This is a genomic window from Microcoleus sp. Pol8_D6 (assembly GCF_036700965.1).
Taxonomy (GTDB): domain Bacteria; phylum Cyanobacteriota; class Cyanobacteriia; order Cyanobacteriales; family Microcoleaceae; genus Microcoleus.
The window spans coordinates 152,537-178,902 of sequence record NZ_JAUBPW010000002.1 but is presented as its reverse complement, the minus strand read 5'-3'; the positions used below and the strand labels follow the sequence as shown (position 1 = coordinate 178,902).

Sequence of the window (26,366 nt, the reverse complement as noted above, 5' to 3'; positions counted from 1 at the left end):
CAGTTGTCAGTTGACTGTGGTGAGCTTTCCAGTCAGCAGTCAACAGTCAACAGCTAACAATGCCCAATGCCCAATGCCCAATTACCAATCAAGTTTTCGGCCTAAATACTCCTCTAGCTGCTGATTGTAAGGTCGAAAATAATCCCTCAACCAAGCGCGAACCGATGGAGTGACCGGCTGGTAAGAACCAGGATTAGCATTTTGGTACTCAGACAATTGATATTCCGGCAACTCTAAAAATTCTAAAACCTGCTGGACTATAGTCGCCGCACCTGCATAAAAATCTTCACTTTTCACAATTAACAACTGTTCTTGGGGAAAGAAAGCCAGCCAGTTTTTTATAAATTCTATATACCTGCCGCGAGCTAAATAATTCCCCGGTTCCTCGCCGATGATGTATTCGGGATTTTGATTCAACCGTTCAATTTCATCGCTAATTACTCGATCGAGCGATCGCGCTTCCCAATTTAAGTCAGTCAAGCGGTAAAATTGAGAAATCGCCCGATCGACCGGATTTCGTAACAGTACAATCAGTTTCGCCTCTGGAAATGCGCTGTAGAGACGTTCTGGTGCTTCCCGATAGTCAAAATAGCTCGGACTTGCTTCGCCAGTTACAAATTCCTCTCCCGGAGGCATTGGCGGAAAATGAGCCAAATACCAATCAATCCCTCTGTCAAAGTGCCACGAAAAAAAATCCATCTCCTTTTTAATCGGAGTCAAAATTTGCGGGTGTTGAGCTAAATAAGTATACAGAGAAGTCGTCCCGCACCGCTGAGAACCAATAATTATAAAGTTAGGAAATTGGACGGGTTTTAAGTTCCAATTTTGTAGAACTGGCATCTTGCCTGTATCTGCTTGTAAAACAGGCATCTTGCCTGTTCTATTACTTATAATAGATGCAAAACTTTGTTTAAAACTGACAGTTCGATAAAAATGAATCGCCTCAGCAATTTTACCTTGCCTCGTCAAAGCTTCCCCCAAATTCAGATAAGGCCAAAAAGCCTCCGGTTTAGCTGCAACAACTTCGCGGCACAAGTTCTCAACTTCATCGAGCTTGTTTTGCATAACAAAAACTTCCCACAAATTGTAATAAAACCACCAAGGAATATCTGGATTTATTTTTATTGCTTGGAAAAATGCCACCGCCGCTTCCTCCCAATATTTTTGGTGGCTCAAAACAGCACCTAAATTGTAATAAGACCAGCAATTATCGGGTTTTTGGCCTACCGTTGCGCGAGATGAGGCTAATGCGCGAGCGCACTTTTCTTGCTGCTGCAACAAGTCCTCTAATTTCGCTGATATTTCTGCACAACTCGGCATACTTGTCAATAGCAATTTGTAAATAATAATTGCGCTTTTTGGGCGATCGTACTTGGCTAAATTCTCTCCTAACTTCAAATAAAACTCCCAATTTTCCGGTGTAATTTGCAATTGATATTGTTCTAACACCAACTTTAAATCAGACTCTGTTTGTCCGAGAGCAGAGCCCAACTTCTCGTAAATTCCCGGCAAATCGCCGTCAATTTCAACAGCTTTTAAATACCTAGGGATAGCTTCATCCCACTGTTTTAGTTTAGTTAAAGCGTCGCCTAAATTGCAAAAAGACCAAGCAAAATCCGACTTGAGGGCAATCTCGCAGCGGTAAGCAGCAGCAGCTTCTTCCCATTGCCGAAGTTTCAGCAAAGCATCGCCCAAATTGTGATAAGACCACGAAAAATCGGGATTTAACTCAACAGCTTTTTTGTACGCAGCGACAGCTTCGTCCCATTGTTCAAGTTTCAGCAAAACATCGCCCAAACTGTGATAAGACCACGAAAAATTGGGATTTAATTCAATAGCTTGTTTGTAAGCAGAAACAGCCTCATCAAACCGACCGCTTTCTTGCAGGAAATTGCCCAAATTGTGGTAGTCATTATCCATGCAAAACTCCTGCCATAGCCAGTAATTTTTCCAGCGAGTTCAAATCCAACTGCATATCTTTATGTAAAGGTTTGGTCGGAGTTCCATCATCAACCAAATCACCAATTAAATAGTAATGTTCCAAACCACACAAATTGCTAATCATCCAATAGCAATGCGGGACGTAAAGGGGAGAAAAAATCTCAATCACCTTAGTTCCCGGGCTGCAAAAAACTAGATTTGTCAACCCCCCTCCGTGGGGTGCGACAACTACTTTAGCAGCAGCCAAACACGATGCTTGTTCCGCTACAGACATTGTTTCCAATTTGACACTGCGAAACCCAAATTTTTCTAAGTATTTAATTACTTCTTCATCGTTGACGATTCGCCTATAGGATGCTTGTTGGCGGCTGATATAAATTCGCTCTGAATAGTCTGTGTTTAGTGGCTGTTGTTCCTTTAAAAATGTCTGTTTGAGGTATTCACACTTCCATTTAGAAACAGCTCCCGATCCGTTATAAGATATTGACGGAACTATTAATTTATCTGCTGTAATGTGTAAATTGCAGCGACTTTCTAAAAGTTTATCTTGATAAATTCCTAAAGTATTTAAAGTTTCTGCTTGATAGGAAGAATCCGAGGCATTGACAACAAACTTATCTATAGTTTCTATCAATCCGCTCCGCTGCAAAAGGTCAAATCGCGTAATCACATCAAACATCCAATGAAAATAAGCTGCTCCACCCCAGCGAGCAGATAAAAAAGCCACATTTCCATCGACGTGTTCAGCGGGAGGCAATTTGTCGGAAGTGATTACCAATTCCGCACAACCCATTGAAATGTCAGCAACAAGTTTATTTTCTGAAGTAATGACGGCGCTAGTCACAACATCTGCCCAAGCTCTTCCTTTTGGCAATACGGCAACAAAAGCTTTTCTTGAATGACTTTGATGTTCCCAGAATCTACGGCTGCTATCGATTGTTTTGGAATCAGATAAATTGATTTGACTCGCAGGATGGATGTCAATGCAGGTGAGGTTAGGATTTGATTCTGGTGCAACGGTCAAATCTTCTGTAAATCCGCAGTATTTTTTGAGAATACTTAAGGGTAAATTTTGATTACTGCATTTTGCCCGATCGCTCTCATCGCCTTCTCCTTGTTGTTCCAGAGCATAACCTATATTATCGTAAGCTTCAAACAAATCGGGTTTAATTTGCAGGGCTTGAACTAAATTAGTGATTGCAGGTTCCCACTGCTGTTTTGCAAGGAAACTCAAACCCAATCCTTCGTAACACCAACAGGATTTTGGATCGAGATTGATGCCTTTTTCATAAATGGCGATCGCCCTTTCCAATTCCCCTTGATTCCGCAGTGCATCACCGAACTTTTTGTACAGCCAACTATGCTCAGGTTCTAGCTCAATAGCACGATCAAAAGCCCCGGCTGCTTCCGACCAATTTTCTTGTAATTCCAGAACTTCCCCCAAACTATTGTACAGCCAACAATCATTGGGGTTTAATTCAATAGCTTTGCGGTAAGCCGCCGCCGCTTCTTCCCAATTTTCCAGTGCAACCAAAGCCCTACCTAATCTCTCGTAGGACCAACAGAAATCGGGATTGAGTTCAACTAACTTGCGGTAAGCAACAGCAGCTTCCTCGCACTCAGAAAGCTCCATCAGCACATCGCCTAAATTGTTGTAAGTCCAACAAAAATCTGGATTTAACTCAATAGCTTTGCGGTAAGCAGAAGCCGCTTCCTCGTGTTGCTCAATCGCCTGCAAAGTTTCCCCCAAAAAGTGGTAAGCCCAACTAAAATGAGGGTTGAGCGCGATCGCCTGTTGGTAAGCTGCCCTAGCTTCGTCAAATAGTTCTTTCTTTTGCAAACTTTTACCCAACTTTTGGTAAGTTAAGTAGTTGCCAGACTTTATTTTAATAGCCGTTTGATAGCGGGCGATCGCCTCATCCAAATAACCGGAATTCGCCGCAATATCCCCCAACTTTTCCCAACCCAGAGACAACAGAGTTTGCTCTTCGCCCAAACTTTGATTGCCGATTTTTTTGACAATCAGTTGATAGCCTTTGTGTACAACTTCTAACTGACTTCCAAACATCTCCAAAAAAACATCTATCCCAATTTTAGTATCTTGCTCCGGGCTGTCGGGAAACGTAAACTCGTAATCATCAAAAATCATCAATCCCCCAACTTTCACCAACCTCCAAGATAAAATCGCATCTTGCAGAGCACTGGTAGGTTTGTGACAGCCGTCAATGTAAGCAACATCGTAATATTCCGAAGCCAAATTAATTAACAACTCTTGAGAGTAACCTTCTAATTCAATTACCCGATCTGCTGCTCCCGTTTTAACAATATTGCCCTTAAAATGTTGTTGAAAATACAAATCAATACAAGTAATCTTTGCCGTCGGATGAGTTAAAATATTATCCAGCAGCCAGCAAGCAGACATTCCCTGAAAACTGCCGATTTCCACCACTTGAAAATCCACAATTCCGGTAAATTCCTGCAAATGCCGTTTCCAAATAGGAATATTGTGGGTAAACCAATCTTGGGTAAATTGATAATTTTTTGACGCACACTCAGGCCAACCCCTCAATTCGCCAGCTTTTTGGTGGCAAATAATTGCTTCTTCTAATTCCCCTAATTGCGGTAAAATATTTCCTAAATCGTTGTAAGGCTTAGAATTAGCCGGATCGATTTCTATTTGGTGGCGGTAAGCGGCAATTTGTGCGTATAACTCCTGTTGTTTCGCCCGCACATTATTGAGTTGGGTGACAACTTCTGCAGCATTGGGTTCAATTTGCAGTGCCATGCTATAAAATACGATCGCACCTTCAAGCTGCTTCTGTTTCGCTAAACTATTGCCTAAATTTATATAAAATTCCGCTCCATCTAACTCAATTCCCAGCAATTTGTGGTAATTTTTTCCGCTTGCGAGTACCTCGATACCTTGACAATAAGTTGCGATTGTTCTGTCTAAACCCGATTCGCTCCGCTTCCGCAAAACATATCCCAACCTCTGATTGATTCCCGTCAAATTCGGATCAATCTGAACCGCGTGCAGGTAAGCGCTAACAGCTTCATCCCAGAATTTTTCGCAGGTGCAGGCAATTCCCAAATTGACATAAAACCAAGGAATATTGGGATTTATTTCAATAGCTTTGCGATAGCAACTAATAGCTTCGGACCACAGTTGTTTTTGAGCCAAAGCGTCCCCTAAGCAATTGTATGCCCAGTAGGAATTATCATTAATTTCCAGAGTCTGACGGTAACATTTAATGGCTGCATCAAAATCCTGTTTTTGCGCGAAAACATTACCTAAACCCACGTAAGCACGAGCGTATTTTGGGTTGAGTTCGAGGCTTTTGTTGTAACAGGCGCTCGCCCGATCGAATTCTCCTCGCTCCGCCCAAGTTTTACCCAAACTGTGGTAAGATTCAAACGAATTTGGATTGATGGCAATGGCTTGTCGGTAATTGGCGATCGCCTCCTCCCACCGCTTCTGACCAACCAGCATTTCTCCTAGATTGTGATAAGCGATTGCCAGCTTCGGGTTTAACTTAATTGCCCGCGAATAACACTCAATAGCGCGATCGAACTTTCCCAATTCAACCAAACTATTCCCCAGAGTGACGTTTTCCTCAGCAGTTGCCCAATTCGGCTCGATATTAAAAGCTTGATACCAACAGTCTGCCGCCTCTTCTCGCTTCTCTAACTGCGTCCAAATTCTCGCCAACTGCCGATAAACAGCAGCAAAATTCGGCGCTAGCGAAATTGCTTTTTTACAATTTACGATCGCCTTTTCCCACTGTTTCCCCTGAGAATACAAAATGCCGAGATTAGCATAAACTTCCGGCAAATTTGGATTGCGATCGATTGCCGATTCATACCACTGCTTAGCTTGCTCGATTTCCCCTCGCACCTGCATCACCTTTCCCAGCGTCTGGCAAGCTGTCGCCAAATTCGGTTCAATTTTCAACGCTGACTCGCAAGCAGCAACTGCCTCATTCAACTTTCCTTCGGCTAAATAAACTTCTGCTTGCCGACTCAAATCAACCGCTGCCTTTTCCATCTTCTCAATCGAGGGCATAATTAAACTTGCTCCAGACACCAACTAACCCAAACCCACCACTTCAACCATCTTTTTCAGCGAACTCAAGTTCACCAAAATATCCTCAGTCAGGGAATTCTGATACATCAACTGTCTAATAGGATAGCATTCAAAAGCCTCGCCCGTTAAAAAGTAATGTTCCAACTGCAAATATTGACTGATTCCCCAGTAATAATGGCTGATATAGTGAGGCGACACCAACTCAATTACTTTAGTTCCCTGGCAACTAAAAATCGTATTTGTCAAGCCGCTGCCGTGGGCAGCCACTATCACCTCAGCGTGGTAAAAATGAGCAATTTGCTCTGCCAAAGACATCGACTCCGGCAAAATAGAAACAAAGCCAAATTTCTCCAAAACCTCAACCACATCTTCCTCGTTCAAAACTCGTCGATATCTTGCTTTGCTGCGGCTGATATAAATCCGTTTTGGATAGCTAGAACTAGGTATAATTCCCTTGAGAAACTCGCGCCTCAAAAAATCCATCGCCCACCCAGAAGGCCAGCCCAAATATCCCGCAAAAGACGGCACAATTAACTCTGTTGCTTGTATGTGAGGCAAGCGATCGCTCTCCAAGACTTTTTCTTCGGGAATGCCCAGAATTCTCAAACTTTCCCGCTGAAATTGGTGCTGACAACTATTCACCAAAAAACAATCAATTTCCGCCAAATTCCTACCGCTATGCCGCAGCAATTCTATCCTCGGCAAAACATCAACCATCCAGTGAAAATAGACATTCCCCGACAAACCAGAAAGCACCGCCACGCTGCCGTCAATTTGCTTTAAACCTGGAAAGGATTCTAACTGAAAAACGCTGTGTTTTCTAACATCATGCTTTTCGCATCCCGGCAAAAACCCCGGATAATCTCTCGACACATCAGCTAATAAATAATTGTCAGGAGTAATTACAGCGATCGCCTTACAAATCAGCCAATAATTTTCCTGTGGAACAATCCAAACTCGCCCGTTGGGAATTGCTGCAACAAAAGTCTTGGGCGCCTCCACCGGTATCGGTTGCGAGTTGGACAAACGGCAAACTCCCCAACCCAAATGCACCGGATTGAACCACCTAGAAAGTCGCTGCAAACATAGCCCGCAAGTTAACCCGGCACAATCGGAATTAGCCAATTTGGAATTAGCGATCGCAAATTGGGAATTCGGAATATTTTCTGCACTTGCTTCTGGTGCCGATTTCCAACATATTTCCACATAATTATCAGCATCCAACTTAGCATTAACTAGCCAATCCCAACTCGATAAATAAATACCGTAAGGAGGTTTTATAGAAGTGTTATATGGCAAGATAAAACTCTTTTTTTTCCATTCTTTCTGCTCCCCATACCCGTGCAATTGCAGCTCTAAAACTTTTTGATAATAATCAATCGCCCGTTCCCAGCGCCCCTGTTTTTCCAGCAGTTTTGCCAACTCAAAATAAACCTGCGGTAAAGCAGGTTGAATCGTCAAAGCCATGCGGTAAACTGCAATTGCTGCGCCCAAGCGCTGTTGCTGGGCTAAGGAATTTCCCACCCGCCAGTAAAGCTCTGCATTTTTGGGCTGAATTTGCAAAGCTTTTTGATAATAAGTGGTGGCAGATTCGTGCCCGCCGTACTCTGTTAAAGCATTTCCCAAATGCAAGTAAATTTCGGCTAAATTATCGCAAATTTCAGCAATTGGTAATTGGGCATTGGGCATTGGGCATTGGGCTTTGGGAATAGTTTCTTTTTCTTCCTTCTTCCCTCTTGCTTCTTCCTTCTTCCTTCCCATCAATGCTGTGAGAAATCGATCGCACGCAGCGATCGCCCTTGACAATTCATCATCTTCTACCGCCGCAACTCTGCGCCTGTCTCCTAAGCGGCAGTAAGCCTCAACAAAATCAGGCTTCAGAGCTATTGCCCGCTCAAAATAAGGCATGGCTTCAGCAATTTTGCCCAAAACCATCAAAGAAAACCCGGCGTCTGTATAGCCCGAAATATAGTCGGAATTTATCTCGATCGCGCGATCGAAACAAGCAAGAGCCGCCGAATGTTCCCCCTGTAATTGCCACGCTTTCCCTAGATTGTAGTGAGCCAAAACCATGTCCGGCTCCAACTCAATAGCTGTGAGGTAAGATGCGATCGCCCTTTCCGGACTTTTGTCTAGCAAGGCTTGACCCAAATTATTGTGCAGCGTCGCCCAATCCGGCTTAATCTCCATCGCCCGCTCATAAAGCTCGATCGCCTCAGCAGCGCGATCGTCCTTGAGCAAAATCACACCCAGATTGCTGTAAGCTTCCACGTAATCCGGCTTCAGAGCGATAGCCTGTCGGTAGGTATCCATTGCCGCTTCGAGCTGACTATTTTCATCTAAAACCACAGCCAGATTGTATAAAGCATCGAGATAATCCGGTTTTTGGGCGATCGCATTGCGGTAACAGTCGATCGCCCCCAACAAATTACCCTGCTTGTGAAAAACATTTCCCAAGTTATAATGAACTTCAGCCCAATCTGGTTTCAAATCCAGAGCTTGTCGGTAGTGAAAAACCGCCTCATCCAGCCACGCATAGTCGCTGTAAAGTTGACCCAAATAACCATGAGCCAGAAAAAACTGGGGCGAAATCTCCAAAGCTTGCACAAAAGCGTCTCTTGCCGCCGTCGGATCGCCTTGAGCGTCGAGAATTTCCCCTAAAGTCGTGTAAGCCGAGGGCGAAAACGGTTGAAGTTCGATCGCCTTTTTGCAAAACTCGATCGCCTCAGTTAACTTCCCCCGGTTCAAATAAATTTTGGCTTGCCGGATATATTCTTCAGTGCTCATTGCTAGCCAGCAGTTGCGGTTTCTTTACCGCTTCAGTAAAACCTAGAAATTCTAATTTCAAAACTTTGTATTTATATTTTGCCCGATCGGGCGATCGATTAATTTTATCAATAACTGTCGATCGACTTTTTTTAACTGCCCCTGCTTCATTTCCTGCATTTAAGATTTCAACCTCACTCTGCCACCAGCGGAGTGAGGTTGAAATCCTTTAAAACTACCGGCTTTGTGAGAACAGCCCCGAATCTTATCCGGTGCTGCCCCACAACAGCCAGTTGTTTTAGAACAACTCGAAGTTGTTCGAGGTAATTGTCAGACCAGGCTGCAACTGAGCAATAGTTAGCACTCCGCTGGCGCCGTTGAAGTACAACGCACCGCTTGTTGGGTCGTAGACCAACTTGTTGGTCGTGGTTGCTCCTGGAGTAGCTGCGTTGAAATTAGAAACGACGACAAACTCGCTTGCCTCGAAGCTGCTACCCAAACCAGCGAACACACCGCCCTGCTTCAAGCGGATCTTATCTTCGCCTGGGGTAAAGTCAGTGATCGTGTCTACGCCATAATCGCCACCGCTGGAGAAGAAGTAGAACGTATCGCTACCAGCACCGCCGATCAGGACATCGCTGCCTCTGTCGCCAGAGATAAAGTCATTGCCAGCGCCACCATTGACAGTATCGTTGTCTTTACCGCCGTATACAGTGTCGTTGCCGTCGCCGCCGTCGACAATATCGTTGCCTTGGCCACCAAAGACTGTATCGCTGCCACTTCCGCCAAGTACGGTGTCGTTGCCTCTGTCGCCAGAAAGCAAGTCATTGCCATCACCGCCATCAACGAGGTCATCCCCTTTACCAGCAAAGATCCGGTCGTCGCCGGTGCCACCAGCGACCACATCGGCGCCACTGCCTGAAAAGATATTATCGTTGCCGCTGCCGCCGCCGATACTGTCATTTCCGCCTCCGGTAATAATCAGGTCGTCGCCACCGCCACCGGAGACGACATCTGCGCCCCCAAAAGTCAGGATAATATCGCTGCCTTCGCTGCCGTTCAACCTGTTGGCGCCAGTGATGCCGATAACGGTTGAGCCACCGCCACTACCACCTGGTAGTGAACTTGCTGGTTGTGTTGGATTTGTTACCTGTGTCATTTACACTCCTCCTAAAAGATCAATCATTTTTCTACAATACACTTTTCCCTCCAAAGGGATTCAATAAATGAAACCGGACATCGGTTGAGACCCTAATTTACCCGGCTGCTATAAGCTGTCATGTAATTTAAATTGTCAGCAGCGAGCCTCGGAGCGCGAGTTGAATCCTGTATTCGTTGAGCAGCAAATCTCGGTTGTTTCCTGCTTTTGACTCTCGACTCCACCACTGCCTCCTCTAACACGAAAATATTCCAGTTAAACGTTTGCGAGTTTACCATAATGACCATCGATCTGGCTAGTCATTATTAAAACAATACCCGGAAGATACACAGAGACCATTTTGAATGGGAGTATGCTCTCAAGATTGAGAAGTTGCACCGGGCCCTTGGCACTGTCGATCGCCGGAGAGTTCGATCGCCCGCAATGGGGATGGAACTAAGCTGCGATTTCTTTTAAGTACACTGTAGTTGACCAGACTTTAGATTTTCCCCAAGAGTTCCCCAGAAATCAAAATTTTTTAACTGGCTTTCACAGCAAGCCGACGCACGCTGGAGGTCGTATTTAATCAAAAGTGCATCCCAACACAGTCCTGGAGAGGCTTTTGAGCCTCATCACCTGGATGTTTCCAGCCAAATCCGTCATGATCAACGCAGAATTTTGGCTAAAAAACCCTGTTTTTAAACCACAATCCGTCATTTCAATCATGATCCACATCGATCCGGATCATCATACAATGCAGCGATCGTCTTTTGGTGGAGTTGGGACGAACGGTGGGTCGGTAGATTTGTGACGGTACTGTCACTAGATTTTAAATTTTAGATTTTAGATTTAGTCCACAGATAAATCGCAGTTATGGGTTGGCACAATTGTAGTTATGGATAATTTACCTGTTCATAATGCTGAAGCCGTCATTTTTTTGATGGTATCTATCGGCTCCCCAGTAAAATTCTTACCTCCCTACTCGCCGGATTTATCTCCCATCTAGTTATAGTTGGCAAAAATCAAAGCGATTTTCCGTCCTGAAGCGTATCCACCTTCAAATGTTCTTGATGAAGCGATTACTAAAGCTATTAATGCTTTTAATGATGAAAATGCTTGGCCATCCTTTCATCACTCTGGTCTTTTTTGATAACCCATTAAACAGTTAATTTTTGTGGTACATTCGATCGGGAGCATCTCATTTTTGTAAAAACACTTCTTCTGGCTCCTTCTTTCTTCCTATTTCCTCCTGTCTCCTGCCTTCTGCCTCCCAACTCCAATTTCTAGCTTGGCTGCAAAAGTGAGATGCTCCCCATTCGAGGGCTAATACCTGTGAGTGAAAATCTTAAGTTTTTAGGAAAAACTTTTTTACTAATTGTTGTTAACTTCGAGCTGAGCATTAACGATTAGCAAATTTCCCGAAATTTGGTTCGGCATTCATTCAGATAAAAACTCTACTATTTATTCATAGCGGTGTGCTGCAAGTTGCGCTGGTGACGCGTTGGAATTTCTCTGGCTATCGTACCTATAGATGTGAGCGTCACTCTCGAAAATATAATTGATGGAAGTAGCTGCATAGTAGGTCAGCCCTAACAGCGACAATAAATTAAGAAATCTATAAATTGGTTTCTCAGATACTTTGTTCATTTTGACTCCTACTTTTTATGCAAATAACTAATTTGGATACCGTGACGGCACTTTTTTTTAGAAGTTCCCAAACATATCGTACCTCTAAAAACTTAGCTGGCTCGCGTTATACACTCCGGATGCCCGATCACCAAAAATAAGTCCTACTTGAGATGTGAAACAGTTTTTGTTGCCTATTTCATATTGCGGTCTCTGCCTTGAATTGTCTATCTAACTGCGGTAAGAGTTAGGGATTTTGGGCGCAAACGAACTCTACAATTTCCTGTTTAAAGCTACTACGATTTGAAAAAAGGGAGCTGGAAAAGCTTAAAGGGCAAAGATCCTAGCTGTTTTTCCACACCTAGCCAGGATTTTCCCACCTTCGATTAATGGTACGCAGTTGCCGGAAGTCATGAAAATTCTTAAGTTGGTCAGTGGCAGGCGAAAATATGTCTTAAGTTATATTTTTGCAAGCAACAGGCCATGTTAGATTGCATATTAATTTTGAGCTTGGTTGAGGTGGTAAATAATTTTTGGGTAAAAAAATTGTGGTCGCTGTCCGATAATTTGAGTCTGACAATTTTGCCTGAACAATTTTGACTTATCCGCACCATTAATTCACGATGTGACAGAAAATTAGGCATCAGTCGATTGGATACTTCGGCCTGAGACCTTCGGCGAGCGGTGAGTCAATCTCGCTCAGTTGAACGATTTGAGATTTGAGATTTATTCCACAGAGGAATCGGAGAGCTTGAAGAAAAGCCTCAATTTTAGGGCAGCAGCCGACTCCTGTCGAAAACTTGTAGCCGTTTTTGGGCGGGGTAAAAAAGCAGAAGGCAGAATTTGATAGCTGTAAAAAAATACTGTTTTAGGATTCAGAATTTTTAGGTGATTCTACCTTCTCGCTGCATTTTTTTTACAATGAAACAAGATAAATTACTCGCTGCCAGGAGCGATGCAGGCCGAATAATTTAGGAAGAGATAAGCGAGTGTGTTGAAGCCAGTTACTTCCACAATTTATTATAATTCTTGCTCGCATTGAGCTGTTTGTACGACAGACTTTTTGCTGGTAATTTGCAAAAGGGATAGGGGCAGAACAACAGGCCAAACCAGAGGGCCAATTATTAAGGCTATCCAAGATATCACGTCTTTTTTAGATGTCGCAGTATCATTCCAAAAACTTTTGAACCAAACAAGAAAAACGATTAAGGCAATCGAAAAGTAGCTAATCATTATCATTTTTTTACCTCCCTGTCTATAGATGGGATAGAAGTATTTATAATTATTGTATCTCAGGCCGTGGCTCGCCGATCGCAACTTTATGCTCTGAGCTGCAAGCTGCAAGTGTCTAAAAGCCAAAGTTTCACAGCTATCCAAGTCCAGAGCCTGCGATGTTGAGCTGACTTACTCCTGCTGCGCGGCGCGAGGTGGTAAAGGTCTTGCGTTCAGCGCTTTTCGAGGTTTTGTCAAACCTTGAGGCTACCACCCCAATTATAGCTTATGCGATCGATGTCTGTGGTTTTCTGTGATTTAAATCACGTATACTGGCAGACTTCGGTCACAAATCGAGCCAAGAACGATCACACAGCTTACCCGACTGCAATCACCCTACTTTTTTCTCAAATCCTCGATATTATAATAGTCGAGTTCAACGAGATTTCATGCAAGCTCTGACTTTAAAATCTGATCGCGCGATCGCTGAACTGTTCTATCAAGTCACCAATTCAGGCAATCTGACTCGCACTGAAAGCCACGGATTGCGCGAACTCTGCCAAAGCGCTCTCAGCGAAGACGCCAGAGATGCCGTCAACCGCCTGCGGCACGCCATCCGCCGCGGATGGGTCAGGATTTCTGATTAGTCCCCTCACACAAGAAGTTGAGATGAGTATTTCTACTTTCTCTCCTGTCAAGCTTTCCCAACAATAAGATTGAAGTGAGCAGGTCGCTCCATTAACCCTCTCCAAAAAAAATTGTACTGCGATCGAAAAGCTCGACCCGGTTTCTTGAAGAAGCCGGGATTTTTGATTTTAAGCAGCCAGTCGATTTTAGATTTTAGATTTTAGATTTTAGATTTTAGATTTTAGATTGACTTCACAGATGAATCTGGGAGCATGAACAAGAGCCTAAAATTTGGGGCCGATGGCCGCTCCTGTCGGAAACTTGTATCGGTTTTTGGGCGGGTTATTAAGTATATCCACCGAACAAATACCCCACCAAGAAACTAGGTAAATGTAGGTAAAAGCGGGTTTCTAAACAGGCTAAAAGTTGTACCTTGAATTAAGCCATGCGATTTAGCTAGCAGTCATTAGTAATCTCTTAATAGATAAATTTTAATTTATTTGTCACCGTTTCTTAACCAAAACTAGAGATTTCGGAGTTGCCAAAAGCGAGGAATGGGGACGGGGTTTGTATTTCCAGTGCCGGGGCTATCGAGGAAATATCCACTCCCCAAGTCCGGCTGACACAAATCACTCATCAAGAGCCAATCGATCACATTTACTCCCGTAGTTGAATCACATAAATTTTGGAAAAATTAGTTAATACTGTCAAAAGTGAGTTCAAAGAAAAAACACATGATGAAAACCCAAACGCTGTTACCTCAATTTACTATTGCAGAGCTAGTCTTTCAGGTATATCACTCCGGTCTGCTGACTCCCACTCACCGACAACAGCTCAAGACAGCGCTGTTAAATGACTGTCTTACCGAAGAAGATCAAACAGCCATCAACCGCTTGCTCCACGCAGTTCGCCGGGGCTGGCTGAAAGTTGTAGATTAAACTCGGTGCTAAATTTTTTGCCACTACTCTTTAAATGCACTGTCACTTGAAGGCAGAATTAAATCCCCTTAAAAAAATCAGGCATTAGCCTAAATGTAGGGTGCGCCACAGGCACCCTGCGGTTTTAACTTCTATTTTCTCAGCTTATTTAGTCACAGATTGTGCCGTCAGGCATCATGGCCTCTCTCAGATTTGCTTCATCCAAATTAGTCCCGCGCAAAGAAGCTTGATGCAAGTTTGCTCCCCGGAGATTTGCTCCCTTAAGGGAAACTCCGCTCAAATCTGCTTTATGGAGATTTGCACAGCTCAAGTTAGCTCCGCTCAAATCGGCTCCCTTCAAATCAGCTTTTTCCAGATTTGCTTCCGTCAAATTAGCCCAACTCAGATTTGCTTGAGTTAGGTTAGCACGGCTGAGGTCAGCTTGTGTTAAGTTCGCATCGGTTAAATTTGCTTTGCTCAGGTTGATTCCGCAAAGCTTGACTTCTGTCAAGTTTGCACCTTGAAAGTTAGCGTTAACTGCATAAACTTGAATCAAAATTGCCCCCTGAAGGTTTGCATCTCTCATGTCTGCACCCCTGAGACTCGCCCCCGTTAAATCTGCCCCGCTGAAGACGACACTTCGCAAGATGGCTCCGCTCAAGTTCGCTCCCACCGCGTCGCAGTCGCCAAAATTAGCGGACATGAGGTTGCCTTGGGAGAGGTTGGCTTGACTGATATCTGCTTGATACAGATTAGCTCTGTAGAGGGTTAGACCGATCGAATTTGCACCTTTTAAATTAGCGTGACTCAGGTCAATATCGCGCAAATTTGTCCTTGACATATTGGCACCGCTCAGGTCTACTTTGTGAAAAACCCGTTCTCCGGCTGCATACCGTCTGAGAAGTTCATCTGCATCCATGTCATTTTCCCCAAAATAATTAATAATACCTTTGATATTTCAATAATATTAGGAATGAGTGACCTTTACGTTTCTTGGCCTGAGTACCATCGGAAAATTGAGGATTTGGCTGTAAAAATTGAGGAATCTCAGTGGAAATTCGATCGAATTGTCTGTCTGGCGAGGGGAGGGCTGCGGGTTGGGGATACTCTGTCGCGGATTTTCGACAAACCTCTGGCGATTTTAGCGGCGTCGTCCTATGGTGGGGCGGAGGGAAATGTCCGGGGTGCGATCGAGTTTGCCCGCGATTTGACAATGGTGGGCGATAATTTGGGCAGCCACATTCTCCTGGTTGACGATTTGGTGGATTCGGGAATTAGTTTGGATCAAGGTATCGCTTGGCTCAAGAGTCGCTACGGCGAAGATATTCAGGAAATTCGGACTGCTGTGCTTTGGTACAAGGCTTGTTCTGTGGCGAAGCCGGATTATTATGTAGATTATTTGGCTGACAATCCTTGGATTCACCAACCTTTTGAAATGTACGAAAAGATGAGTGCGGCTGATTTGGCAGCGAAAGTTGGGAGTTAGTAAAACCCACTCTCAACCAAGTCTTTGATTTGTAGTTGTTCTTTTGCCCAAGCTCGAAATGCTCTGATTGTCGGGCTTCTGCCTTGGGTGTTGGCGCGATCGACATATTCGGGAATTACATCAATAATGGGAAAGTCAGGGAAATTTTGGCTAGTATCGGACTCAGTATATTTGCCCTCTTGAAGCAGATAAATTTTCAGGCTTCGCCCGTCATATCTCCAAAGTTCCGGCACTTTCAAAGCTTGATAGCTGTTTAAACCGGTTTGTGAGGAGTTGTCAATCTCGATCGCTAAATCGGGAGGCGGGTCTACTGTTAAATCTATTCGATCCTTGCCTCTGACAGCAGCTTGGTTCTGAATATAGAAACAATCATCAGGTTCTACGCCGATCTGCATATCTTTGCTTTTGAAGGTAGTGGAACCTAAAACTTCACAATCAATATTAAGTTCTTCCAGCAGAACGTTGACAAGGTATCCAATCAATGATTTAGCTCTTTCATGTTTTGGTAGTGGCATCCTAATTTCCAATGTTTCTTTGTAATAAGTAACTCGCAGTGCGTAACCTTCTCCTAACTCGTCTAGGATAGCTTCGTACATTTCCCAGCTAACGTTTTGTAACTGGACTTTATTGCCGGGGGGGACAATTAGTTGATTCAGTTCAAATAATGTTGATTTGGTTTCAGTTTGCATCGGTTGCTTGTAGGGATGGGACTCATAGCTCTATTTTATCAAGGGATTGAAGAATGAGAAGGCAAAACTTTGATTTGGTTTTAACTGATATTTTGCACTTTTTGGCATAGTCCGCCAGGGGTTAAAAACCCCTGTCTCATAGCTAAAGTCCTCGCTCAAGAGGACTGGATATTTATCAAGGTTGGGCAGTCGGTTGAAACCGACTGTCTTCTATGAGACGGGGAATTTATTCCCCGGCGGGCTTGTGAGTAAGTGCAAGTCTGCTGATACCATTAGCGAACCGAAAGAATCCGATCGCCCAATTCCATACTATCTGCCAAAACTTCCTGCCGCGCCCACCTATCCGCCGCCAAAATATCGTCTAAACCAGGACTTTCACAGTTATCAGCTTGATGTTTGTCGCACGCCTTCTCAATCAACTTCGGAATATCCAAAAACTGAATCTTCTCCTGCAAAAATAGCGCTACAGCCTGTTCGTTTGCCGCATTCAGCACCGCCGGCATCGAACCACCCGCACGTCCCGCCGCATAAGCCAACTGCATACAAGGATACTTTTCGTGGTCGGGTTCTCGGAAAGTTAAATCTCCAGCTTTTACCAAATCCAGCCGTTCCCAATCGGTAGGAATTCGCTCCGGCCAAGACAAAGCATAAAGCAGTGGCAATCGCATATCCGGCCATCCCAATTGCGCCAAAACCGAGGTATCTTGCAGCTCAATTAACGAGTGAATTATGCTCTGAGGATGGATGACAATATCAATGTCGTCATAATCCATTCCGAACAAGTAATGAGCCTCAATTACTTCTAATCCTTTATTCATCAAAGTAGCAGAATCGATCGTGATTTTCTGCCCCATCGACCAATTCGGATGTTTCAAAGCATCCGCTACTGTTACTCCTGCTAATTGGTCGATCGGCAAATCTCGAAAAGAGCCTCCCGAAGCAGTGAGAATAATTCGTCGCAACCCGCCAACCATAACACCTTGGAGGCACTGAAAAATTGCCGAATGTTCCGAGTCAGCCGGTAATATTTTAACGCCGTATTTTTCGATTAAGGGGTTGACAACAGGGCCCCCTGCGATTAATGTTTCTTTATTGGCTAAGGCAATATCTTTGCCTGCTTTGATAGCCGCAATTGTTGGCAACAAACCGGCGCAGCCAACTATTCCCGTGACGACGGCTTGAGCGTCGCCGTATTGGGCCACTTCGACAACGCCTGACTCGCCAGCAAGTAAAATAGGTTGAGGGTCGAGATCTGCGATCGCCTCTTTCAATTCCTGTAATTGATCTTCGTCGCAAATCGCGACAATTTCCGGTCTAAACTGGCGAATTTGCTGGGCCAGCAACGTTACATTTCGTCCGGCGGTTAACCCGACAATCCGAAATTGATCGGGGTATTGAGCTACAATATCCAGAGTCTGAGTGCCGATGGAGCCTGTGGAGCCGAGAAGAGTTATTGCTTTCACAATTGTTTAATGTTTTGTGGATTATTCTAATATTACGATTGCGGGGATAAAAATTAGTGGTTAACTATTGCGTGGAAAGCACATTCGATGGAATCATATTTTGAGTGACCACCTAGTGCCAGATTTCATGCAGAATAGGGAAAATTTTGCTGATGACCGTGAGGACATCAGTGTCTCGATCGCCGAAAATATAGAGGAAGGTCGATCGCAGCTACCGTCGAGTTTGGTTTGGGCGATCGCTACTGCTGCGGCAATTTTCTTTTTGTGTAGCAGTTTACGCCACGCTTTATTCCAATCAACTGCTTTCGATTTGGGAATTTTTGACCAAGCAATTTACTTGATCAGCCAAAACCAAACGCCTTTTTCTTCTTTAATGGGGATACATATTTTGGGCGATCACGCAGCGGTAATTTATTATCCGCTAGCTTTGCTGTACAAAATCTACCCGGATGTGCATTGGCTGCTGTTGGTACAAGCAGTTGCTTTATCCTTGGGGGCTTGGCCTACGTGGAGTTTAGCGCGTTTGGCAGGTTTGAATCAAGAACAATCCCGTGCGATCGCATTGATTTATTTACTCTATCCGGTGGTATTTAACATCAATTTATTTGATTTTCACCCGGAAGTAATCGCTTTACCCGCACTTTTGGCAGCAATTTTGGCGGCGCGTTTAAATAAAATTGTGTGGTTTTGTACCGCTATTGTGTTAGTTCTCAGTTGCAAGGCGGTTTTGTCCCTAACCGTTGTTGCTATGGGTTTCTGGCTGTTTTTTTGCGAAAAAAAGCAACGGTGCGGGGCGATCGCACTTTTGCTCGGTGCAGCTTGGTTTTTGATAGCTACCCAGAAAATAATCCCCTTCTTTAGTGGCAGCGAAGTCGCTGGAGTCGGGCGCTACAGCTATTTAGGCAAATCCGTACTAGAAATCATCATCAATCTCATATTAAAACCACAGTTAGTATTAGGAAAAATCTTTTCTTTTGATACATTCAACTATTTATTTCTCCTCACGTTACCTGTGATTTGGCTGCTCTTGCCATTTTCCGGCAAACTACGCCTAAAATATTTAACAGCGCTAATTCCTGCCATCCCTACCCTGCTGATCAATATCCTCTCTGACTTGTCATTTCAACGCAGCTTAGCCTATCAGTATTCAATGCCTGTAATTCCATTTTTATTTTTAGCAATAATCGCGAAGGAAGAAACCAGGAACAGGGAAGAAATAAAAGGCAACAAGGAAAAGGATAAAACAAATAAGCAACAGTTTTTAACATGGGTCAATATCCCACACTTTAAAAACTTCCGAATTTCTCAACTTTGGCAGGGAATTCAATTGCCGAAAATCATGATAATTTGGTCATTACTAATTTTCCTATGTGTGGGCGAATATAAAGATTTTTATCTGTACCTAAATAGACTAGATACCTGGCAAGCTACACGCGAAGCAGTCGCACAAGTTCAACCCCAAAGCAGTATTTTAACAGATAATAGACTTGCCCCTCACTTTACCCACCGCCCCATAGTAAAATTGCTGTCACAAATTTCGCCCCAAACAAATTTAGCTGAATTTCAATACATATTATTAAACCTGCGCCATCCCTGGCCTGATACTGAAAAACTTGGTGCTACTTTAGCAAATAAACTTAACACTTCTCCCGATTTTAAATTAACTTATCAAAAAAACGAAGTCCTGCTATTTAAACGAAGGGCTGATTAAACCAATAAAATGCTAACTTTCAAATCCCTAAAATCTCATCCAGTATTTTTAATGATTGTCGTGACAACGATAGTCTTATTTGCCGCCAGCAGCGCGCGGCACGCTTTGTTTCAGTCAACTGCATTCGACTTAGCAATTTTTGACCAAGCAATTTATTTAATCTCCCAAAATCAAACGCCATTTTCCTCTTTAATGGCAATAAATATTTGGGGCGATCACGCCGCTTTTATTTTTTATCCACTAGCTTTACTGTACAAAATATATCCAGATGTTCACTGGCTTTTTTTAGTGCAAGCTGTTTCCCTAGCTTTAGGCGCTTGGCCGAGTTGGAGTTTGGCACGTCAAGCGGGATTAAACGAACGAAAAGCAATTGCAATTTCAGCCGTATATCTGCTTTATCCCGCAGTATTTAATGTCAATCTCTTCGACTTCCACCCAGAAGTCATTGCTTTACCAGCACTGCTAGCAGCAATCTTAGCCGCGAGACTGAATAAAACTTTGTGGTTTTGTGCTGCTATTGTATTAGTTTTGAGCTGCAAAGCCGTGCTATCTTTAACTGTGGCTGCGATGGGTTTGTGGCTGTTGTGTTTTGACAAAAAACGCAATTGTGGACTCATAGCTCTCTTTCTAGGCGCGGGTTGGTTCCTGGTAGTTACTCAGGCAGTTATACCGTATTTTAATCAGGGAAGAGAACACGCGGGAATCGGGCGATATCAATATTTGGGAAACTCGGTTTTGGAAATAGCTATTAATTTAATAGTGAAACCAAATCTAGTTTTAGGGCGTTTGTTTTCTTTAGAAACTTTTGAATATTTAGCGTTATTGCTATTACCTCTAATTTGGTGGCTGTCCCCGCGTCATCTGTCATCTTTAATTAGTGCTGTGCCAATGTTGGCGATGAATATTCTTTCCGATATCCCCGCTCAGCGAGATTTAATTCATCAATATTCTGTGCCGATATTGCCGTTTTTATTGGTTGCCGTAATTTCCAGTTTAGCAGCTAGCAATCAGCAAAAGGGAAAGACAATATTTGATAGATTGCCAATTCGTAATTATCCATTGCCTAGAGTCATTGTAATTTGGTCGTTGATTGCTTTCTTAGCTTTAGCGAAATACGGCTATTTTTGGACTATTTATTTAAATGGGTTCGACACTTGGCCCGCTACCAGAGAAGCAATTTCTCTTGTTGAAACCAAAGGCAGTGTTTTAACAACTGCTCAGATTGCTCCGCACTTAGCGCACCGCCCTGTAGTAAAATTAACTCATGCTCAGGCGCCGCCTGCAAATCTGGCAGAATTTGATTATGTATTGCTCAACCTCAGATATCCTGGCTGGATGAGCGATCGAGCTTTTGTGGAAAACCTCATAACTAAACTAAAAAACAACCCTCAATTTCAACTCAAATATCAGCGAGACGACATATATCTATTTACTAAGAGTCATTAGTGAGCAGTCATCAGTCATCAGTAATTAGTCATCAGTCATCAGTCATTCCCAATGCCCAATGCCCAATGCCCAATGCCCAATGCCCAATGCCCTCTAATCCTCCACTTTCAAAGCCCTTCTTGCCAACTTCACGTAAGTTTTCACAGTTTCATAAGGCATTTCTAAATCAGCAGCAATATCAAACAAAGATTCCCCCAATTCCCGGCGCGCCAAAATCGTCGCCCAAGTTTCCGCAATCTCAGCAGCGCGACTTCCACCTTTACGCTTTCTCAGTGCCATAAACTTCTTTGTCAATTCCTCTATTCGCGCCCCCAAGACGCTTTGTATTGACACTTCAGGTAGGGCTTCTGTCAACCATTCTGCTCGCGTTTGTCCTAATCCAAAAGTTGTTTTGTGGCCAGTGCCGCAGTAAGGCGCTAACCGCCCCAAAGCATAAAATAATTGTACAAAATCAGGACGATTGTGAGCCGATCGCCCTAGACCAAATTCCACAGCCCCAGTGAACCCCGTTACCATACCTTTTTTGCCCGCCACTACCTTTTGCGACTCCAATTTGTGGCGACTAATAATTGCATTTTCATCAATCCAATTCAAAAATTCTGTTTGGTCAAAATTTACCCCCGAAAAGTTATTCCAGCGGCGCAAATAGCTGTGAAAAACATTTTCGGGAACTGGCAAAGGAAAAAGATGGCCTTTGCTGCGAAAGGTTGTAGGAGTCACAAAACTAAGCTTTATGTTGTGGGATAATGGGATTTCTGCTGTTAGTAATTGCTGGTAACTTGTGGGAGCAAAAGCAATATCCCAAGAGCGAATTAGCAGCGGAGCATTTCGTAAATCTATCTCTTCGGGCAAATTTTGCAGCCACTGACTCAGCCACTGCACTACTGGCTTTGAAAGTCCTGTTACGTACCAGCGATAAATTCGATCGCCCAAAAGCTGAAATTCTTTGCCACCAGGGAGCAAATCACCTTCCAATCCCGAAATAGTAAAGGCTTTTTCTGACTGTTCATCGTGCAAAAGTTTCGATAAATCCGGGTCAGTTTGCTGCACTTGAGCTAAAAACCAAGCGTGCAAACCTATAGCATACTGCGCGTACAGATAGCCAGCAGCGCGGGGAGTCAATTCAAACACTAATCCGACTAACTCGGTGTCAGCCGGCCAAATCAGCCCAGACGGAGGAGATTTTCGATCGCGGGTGCCGGTGCGGTTCGGGGAAGTTGCCATCAGATGCCGTGCCTATAACCGTCACAGAAAGAGCGCCGCGCTATCTTAGCCGATTTTTATCCCCTTTGGGGGATGATTGTTGAGGGCGATCGATCGCCCAAATCTTTTGGTAGCTTCAAAAACTCGCTCTGCCGCCAGTTTCCCGCACCCTCCGGGATAGACAAAAACCACTAAAAAACCAACAACCTAAAACTCAATCTTTGTCAAGGTTTTCTTCCTTGTAACTAAACAGAAATATACCAGTGTTTAAAATCACATTCTGCGCTACAATTGTCAAAAGCTCGTAGCATCCTCAACTCCGATCCTAAACTATGAACACAACAGAAAAATCTAAACTATCCAACGAAAAAACTTTGGAGGCAATGAAGAATTTCTCCGAAACCTACGCCAAGCGCACGGGAACTTACTTTTGTTCCGAACCTTCCGTCACTGCTGTCGTGATAGAAGGACTAGCAAAACACAAGGATGAACTAGGCGCTCCCTTATGCCCTTGTCGCCATTACGAAGATAAAGAAGCCGAAGTAAAAGCCGCCTACTGGAACTGTCCCTGCATTCCCATGCGCGAGCGGAAAGAGTGTCACTGTATGTTATTTCTGACGCCAGACAACGATTTTGCGGGAACTAATCAGGAAATAGGAATGGATCAGATTCAAGCTGTCAGAGATACTATGTAATTGGTTAAGTAGGCGGTCGTGAAATGGCAGTAGTTTTGAAAACAATTCGGAAGTTTTCCTATTTTTAAGACTTAGCTATTAAAAAACAACCGATCGCCGCCTACTCAAACATATATCCGCCATCGAAAATCCCCAATCCCCAATCGAATGACAGAGGAAATCCCGATCGAGTTTTGGCAAGGCATTGAACAGTTTAACAGCCAAGAATTTTACGCTTGTCACGATACTTTAGAGGCTTTGTGGATGGAAGCCTGCGAGCCGGAAAAAAGGTTTTATCAGGGAATCTTGCAAATTGCGGTCGCGCTTTATCACTTAGGAAATCAAAACTGGCGCGGTGCAGTCATATTGCTGGGAGAAGGAATAAATCGGCTCAGTTATTATCAGCCTAGTTATGCTGGAATTGCTGTTGAAGACTTGCTCGGACAAAGTGCTAAACTTTTGAGCGCTTTGCAACAAGCTGGCCCGGAAAAAGTTGCTGAATTTGTACCTTTATTAACAGGTGCAGAAGTTGCAGGTTTGCAATTGCCGCGAATTATTAAAGTAGAACAAATTTAGATATAGAGGTATATTAGTGTATAATAGTAACAAATTTGCAGTTGAATCCTCTGAGTCACGGTATTAAGCCGATGATCAAACTGAGGAAAAAAAAATACAATGGTACCATCGACTCTAACAATATGCTTCTCAAAAAAGTTTTCATTCGCTTCTATAAATCATTCAATGACGACTTCCTCAGAAAAAATAATGACAAGGTGAAGCCTAAACCTTGGGAGCTGATAAAGGATGCTTTTTACCCATATATTGAAGTTCCCATAGAACCCAAAATTACAACAATTGTTGGCGCGAACGAATCTGGCAAATCTCACTTGTTAAGTGCCATTGAGAAGGCTTTATTTGTCAAAAATATCGAGCGCAGCGATTTCTGCCGCTATTCTCCACTTTTTACGGTTAAAAAGAACGAATTAAAATACCCTGACTTTGGTTCTGAATGGTCGGGTCTTTCTAAGTCTGAACAGGTAAGTTTAAGAGAAATTATAGAAATTCCTGATAAATTGAGGTTAGAGAGATTTTTAATCTTCCTTAATAATGTTGACAATTTAACGTTATATTTGCCTGAAAAGGGAGATTACAGACCATACAAACTTGGGAAAAATCAGGTTATAAAGTTACAAGAATTACTTCCTAAACCATTTAGGATAGAGTCTAATATTGCTCTTCCCTCAAGCGTTCCTATCAAAAAATTAGTTGAGTTGGCTCAAGATGATTATTCCGGCAGTAGAAAATTTGAGCTTTTAGATAGAGATCAAAGAAACAAAATAGTAGAGACACTTGAAACTATTAGTAATCATCCAGAATTAATTAATCCAATTAACCTTATTAGTGCCGAACAAAACGAGAAAGGAATTACATTATTTAATTTAATTATTTCAGCACTTGAGGGAGTCAATATAGCTCAAGAAAAAAGAAATAAAGAATTCCATCTAGCTTACAAATTGATTTGCAAAATTGCTGAAGTTGATACCAAGGCTTTACTTGATCTGGCGGAGGCTATTCAAAATGGAATGCAGGGTTTTGCCAATGGAATCATTGAGAAGATTAACCGCCAATTAGCCATTGATTTAAACTTTCCCAACTATTGGGTTCAAGATCGTAATTTTTCTCTAAAAGTAGTGGCAAGAGACTATGACTTAGTTTTTACCATAACTGATAGGACAGGAACTGAATATTCCTTTGATGAAAGGAGTCAAGGATTACGATTCTTTCTTAGCTATTATATTGAATATCGATCTCATGATCCCCATCACACTAAAACTGAGGTACTGTTGATGGATGAACCAGATGCTTATCTATCAAGTCAAGCGCAACAAGATTTACTTAAAGTATTTGATCTTTTTGCAAATCCAGAACCAGGTTCACATTTAACTCAACCAATTCAGGTAGTTTACGTGACTCACTCTCCTTTTTTAATTGATAAGAATCATACTGATCGTATTCGAGTTTTACAGAAGGGAAATGAAGATGAGGGAACACGAGTAGTTAAGGATTTTGTCAGAAACCGTTATGAACCTCTAAGGTCTTCGATAGGTACTCTTATTGGCGAATCAGTTTTTATTGGCAATTGCAATTTAATGGTAGAAGGCATTTGCGAGCAAATTATTATTGCTGGGGCTGCAAGATACCTTCGAGCTATTGGTGTATCTAGTTTAGAAATAGAAACTTTAGATCTAAACTACATAACCATTGTTAACTCAGAGGGAGCTAGCCAAATTCCCTACATGGTCTATCTAGCTTGTGGTAAACACGCTGAGCAAATAGCAGTTATCGTTTTATTGGACAGTGACAAGGCTGGAAATGATGCTAAAAAGCAATTATTAGGTAAAGGAAAACAACATAAAAAACCTTTGATTAAAGAGCAATTTATTCTTCAGCTTGGCGATCTTAAAGAAGAGTTCTCTTTGGGGGCTGATAATGCAACCGAAGAACTTGAGATAGAAGATATTATTCCCTTGCCAATCTGCATACAAGCAACGAAGCTATGTTTACAGGAATTTCTACAAGTGGGTGAAACAGAAGTTGCTTTTTTAACTGAAGATTTAATTTTAAGTAAGATTGATAATCGGACTATTCTTGATGCCATACAAGCAAGCATTTCAGAATCTTTTTCGCAGGAGTTTGTCATTAGTAAAGCTGGCTTTGCTAGGAATGTTATTGAAGTTGTAAATCAGTGGTCACAGAAAGGAGTTGAGTTAGGTGAGGAGCAATCTAAGGCATTACAAAATTTTGAGAATAACTTTAAAATTTTGTTTAAAAGATTGAACTTTATGCAACGTAATGCTCAACAGAAATTGATCAAAGAAATGCTTTCACAAAAAATCGAGCGTTCAAAAAAGGATTTTATTGCACGTCATCCCATTTCTGCAAGGCGTGAGCATGGTGTTATTCTGCTTGAGGAGATCGAGGGCATTATAGAAAGCAATAGAGCAAATGAGTCAACTAAGGAAATCGAAGCAATTCAGAATGCGATCCAAAATTTGCGTCGTGACTACAGGCTTGATGTCGAAATGAGTAAAGCTATCGAGGATTACACTGGATTTAAAAAGGGTTTAGAGAGAATCAAGTATGCAGGGCTTTTAGCGAGTCAAGAAAAAACGGTCGAGGCTCAAGCAGAGGAGTCAAATATTTCAGAAGAAGTGCTTGAGGATACTAAAATGGATAAGTCTCTTAAGGATGGGCATGAGGAATTAATTAATGAGGAAGTATCTACTACGTCTGAGGTAGAAACTGCTGAAGTTTCCGATCGCTCTGCAAACTCTAATATGAGGAAAAAGCCTAATCCACCCAAATAGTATCGAGGTTGTGCG

The 26,366-nt window shown here is 42.9% G+C and carries 19 protein-coding genes; 10 read left to right on the top strand and 9 right to left on the bottom strand.

All coding sequences use genetic code 11. The features are described from left to right. Positions 1 to 81: 81 nt before the first annotated feature. The 5 genes from QUA10_RS01650 to QUA10_RS01630 form a co-directional block, all read right to left on the bottom strand. Positions 82 to 1,920, bottom strand: coding sequence for a tetratricopeptide repeat protein (locus QUA10_RS01650; RefSeq protein ID WP_333081220.1), 1,839 nt, complete (start codon positions 1,918 to 1,920; stop codon positions 82 to 84). After that, on the bottom strand, positions 1,913 to 6,004 hold the full coding sequence (locus QUA10_RS01645) for a tetratricopeptide repeat protein (RefSeq protein WP_333081222.1): 4,092 nt from the start codon (positions 6,002 to 6,004) through the stop codon (positions 1,913 to 1,915). Before QUA10_RS01645 ends, QUA10_RS01650 begins: the two co-directional genes overlap by 8 nt. Before the next feature lie 24 nt (positions 6,005 to 6,028). Continuing rightward, a complete protein-coding gene (locus QUA10_RS01640) occupies positions 6,029 to 8,812 on the bottom strand; it encodes a tetratricopeptide repeat protein (protein ID WP_333081223.1) in 2,784 nt (927 codons plus the stop codon). A gap of 277 nt (positions 8,813 to 9,089) precedes the next feature. Beyond that, positions 9,090 to 9,950, bottom strand: coding sequence for a calcium-binding protein (locus tag QUA10_RS01635; protein WP_333081224.1), 861 nt, complete (start codon positions 9,948 to 9,950; stop codon positions 9,090 to 9,092). Positions 9,951 to 10,042: 92 nt separating this feature from the next. Beyond that, a complete protein-coding gene (locus QUA10_RS01630; RefSeq protein WP_015174018.1) occupies positions 10,043 to 10,228 on the bottom strand; it encodes a hypothetical protein in 186 nt (61 codons plus the stop codon). A 587-nt stretch (positions 10,229 to 10,815) separates the two neighbouring features. Between QUA10_RS01630 and QUA10_RS29050 the strand changes: the two genes are divergently transcribed. The 4 genes from QUA10_RS29050 (at position 10,816) to QUA10_RS01615 (ending at position 14,332) form a co-directional block, all read left to right on the top strand. Beyond that, positions 10,816 to 10,935: a transposase gene (locus QUA10_RS29050; protein ID WP_445243554.1), complete on the top strand. Its 120-nt coding sequence runs from the start codon at positions 10,816 to 10,818 to the stop codon at positions 10,933 to 10,935. 6 nt (positions 10,936 to 10,941) lie between these two features. After that, positions 10,942 to 11,079, top strand: a complete 138-nt coding sequence (locus tag QUA10_RS01625; protein ID WP_333081225.1) for a hypothetical protein — start codon at positions 10,942 to 10,944, stop codon at positions 11,077 to 11,079. 2,137 nt (positions 11,080 to 13,216) lie between these two features. After that, the gene (locus tag QUA10_RS01620) at positions 13,217 to 13,414 is read left to right on the top strand and encodes a hypothetical protein (protein ID WP_333081226.1); all 198 of its coding nucleotides are present in this window, start codon (positions 13,217 to 13,219) and stop codon (positions 13,412 to 13,414) included. Between the two features lie 717 nt (positions 13,415 to 14,131). Beyond that, a complete protein-coding gene (locus QUA10_RS01615; RefSeq protein ID WP_041622289.1) occupies positions 14,132 to 14,332 on the top strand; it encodes a hypothetical protein in 201 nt (66 codons plus the stop codon). A 148-nt stretch (positions 14,333 to 14,480) separates the two neighbouring features. Here the strand turns inward: QUA10_RS01615 and QUA10_RS01610 are convergent, their stop codons facing one another. Continuing rightward, a complete protein-coding gene (locus tag QUA10_RS01610; RefSeq protein ID WP_333081227.1) occupies positions 14,481 to 15,230 on the bottom strand; it encodes a pentapeptide repeat-containing protein in 750 nt (249 codons plus the stop codon). A gap of 54 nt (positions 15,231 to 15,284) precedes the next feature. Between QUA10_RS01610 and QUA10_RS01605 the strand changes: the two genes are divergently transcribed. After that, positions 15,285 to 15,797 (top strand): phosphoribosyltransferase family protein, encoded by a 513-nt coding sequence (locus tag QUA10_RS01605; RefSeq protein ID WP_333081228.1) that lies wholly within the window; start codon positions 15,285 to 15,287, stop codon positions 15,795 to 15,797. Here the strand turns inward: QUA10_RS01605 and QUA10_RS01600 are convergent. After that, entirely contained in the window at positions 15,794 to 16,486 is a 693-nt protein-coding gene (locus QUA10_RS01600; RefSeq protein WP_333081229.1) for a Uma2 family endonuclease, read from the bottom strand. The genes QUA10_RS01605 and QUA10_RS01600 overlap by 4 nt on opposite strands. Before the next feature lie 272 nt (positions 16,487 to 16,758). Next, positions 16,759 to 17,949, bottom strand: a complete 1,191-nt coding sequence (dxr, locus tag QUA10_RS01595; RefSeq protein WP_333081231.1) for a 1-deoxy-D-xylulose-5-phosphate reductoisomerase — start codon at positions 17,947 to 17,949, stop codon at positions 16,759 to 16,761. Between the two features lie 127 nt (positions 17,950 to 18,076). Between dxr and QUA10_RS01590 the strand changes: the two genes are divergently transcribed. Next, positions 18,077 to 19,660: a DUF2079 domain-containing protein gene (locus QUA10_RS01590; RefSeq protein WP_333081232.1), complete on the top strand. Its 1,584-nt coding sequence runs from the start codon at positions 18,077 to 18,079 to the stop codon at positions 19,658 to 19,660. Positions 19,661 to 19,669: 9 nt separating this feature from the next. After that, on the top strand, positions 19,670 to 21,106 hold the full coding sequence (locus tag QUA10_RS01585; protein WP_333081233.1) for a DUF2079 domain-containing protein: 1,437 nt from the start codon (positions 19,670 to 19,672) through the stop codon (positions 21,104 to 21,106). A 93-nt stretch (positions 21,107 to 21,199) separates the two neighbouring features. On the opposite strand, the gene cas6 is transcribed toward QUA10_RS01585, so the two are convergent. Next, positions 21,200 to 22,330 (bottom strand): CRISPR-associated endoribonuclease Cas6, encoded by a 1,131-nt coding sequence (gene cas6 / locus QUA10_RS01580; protein ID WP_333081234.1) that lies wholly within the window; start codon positions 22,328 to 22,330, stop codon positions 21,200 to 21,202. 311 nt (positions 22,331 to 22,641) lie between these two features. On the opposite strand from cas6, the gene QUA10_RS01575 reads away from it, so the two are divergent. The 3 genes from QUA10_RS01575 (at position 22,642) to QUA10_RS01565 (ending at position 26,351) form a co-directional block, all read left to right on the top strand. Next, positions 22,642 to 23,004 (top strand): ferredoxin-thioredoxin reductase catalytic domain-containing protein, encoded by a 363-nt coding sequence (locus QUA10_RS01575; protein ID WP_172186333.1) that lies wholly within the window; start codon positions 22,642 to 22,644, stop codon positions 23,002 to 23,004. A gap of 147 nt (positions 23,005 to 23,151) precedes the next feature. After that, positions 23,152 to 23,559, top strand: coding sequence for a DUF309 domain-containing protein (locus tag QUA10_RS01570; protein WP_333081235.1), 408 nt, complete (start codon positions 23,152 to 23,154; stop codon positions 23,557 to 23,559). Between the two features lie 71 nt (positions 23,560 to 23,630). After that, positions 23,631 to 26,351: an AAA family ATPase gene (locus QUA10_RS01565; RefSeq protein WP_333086151.1), complete on the top strand. Its 2,721-nt coding sequence runs from the start codon at positions 23,631 to 23,633 to the stop codon at positions 26,349 to 26,351. Positions 26,352 to 26,366 lie beyond the last annotated feature (15 nt).

Bases quoted from the DNA above. Each gene is read 5' to 3' on its own strand.
- QUA10_RS01605 (WP_333081228.1), top strand. From the start codon at position 15,285: ATGAGTGACCTTTACGTTTCTTGGCCTGAGTACCATCGGAAAATTGAG.
- QUA10_RS01600 (WP_333081229.1), bottom strand. From the start codon at position 16,486: ATGCAAACTGAAACCAAATCAACATTATTTGAACTGAATCAACTAATT.
- QUA10_RS01640 (WP_333081223.1), bottom strand. From the start codon at position 8,812: ATGAGCACTGAAGAATATATCCGGCAAGCCAAAATTTATTTGAACCGG.
- QUA10_RS01620 (WP_333081226.1), top strand. From the start codon at position 13,217: ATGCAAGCTCTGACTTTAAAATCTGATCGCGCGATCGCTGAACTGTTC.
- QUA10_RS01575 (WP_172186333.1), top strand. From the start codon at position 22,642: ATGAACACAACAGAAAAATCTAAACTATCCAACGAAAAAACTTTGGAG.
- QUA10_RS01610 (WP_333081227.1), bottom strand. From the start codon at position 15,230: ATGGATGCAGATGAACTTCTCAGACGGTATGCAGCCGGAGAACGGGTT.
- QUA10_RS01570 (WP_333081235.1), top strand. From the start codon at position 23,152: ATGACAGAGGAAATCCCGATCGAGTTTTGGCAAGGCATTGAACAGTTT.
- cas6 (WP_333081234.1), bottom strand. From the start codon at position 22,330: ATGGCAACTTCCCCGAACCGCACCGGCACCCGCGATCGAAAATCTCCT.
- QUA10_RS01635 (WP_333081224.1), bottom strand. From the start codon at position 9,950: ATGACACAGGTAACAAATCCAACACAACCAGCAAGTTCACTACCAGGT.
- QUA10_RS01565 (WP_333086151.1), top strand. From the start codon at position 23,631: ATGATCAAACTGAGGAAAAAAAAATACAATGGTACCATCGACTCTAAC.
- QUA10_RS01585 (WP_333081233.1), top strand. From the start codon at position 19,670: ATGCTAACTTTCAAATCCCTAAAATCTCATCCAGTATTTTTAATGATT.
- QUA10_RS01650 (WP_333081220.1), bottom strand. From the start codon at position 1,920: ATGGATAATGACTACCACAATTTGGGCAATTTCCTGCAAGAAAGCGGT.
- QUA10_RS01590 (WP_333081232.1), top strand. From the start codon at position 18,077: ATGCAGAATAGGGAAAATTTTGCTGATGACCGTGAGGACATCAGTGTC.
- QUA10_RS01645 (WP_333081222.1), bottom strand. From the start codon at position 6,004: ATGCCCTCGATTGAGAAGATGGAAAAGGCAGCGGTTGATTTGAGTCGG.
- QUA10_RS01630 (WP_015174018.1), bottom strand. From the start codon at position 10,228: ATGGTAAACTCGCAAACGTTTAACTGGAATATTTTCGTGTTAGAGGAG.
- QUA10_RS01615 (WP_041622289.1), top strand. From the start codon at position 14,132: ATGAAAACCCAAACGCTGTTACCTCAATTTACTATTGCAGAGCTAGTC.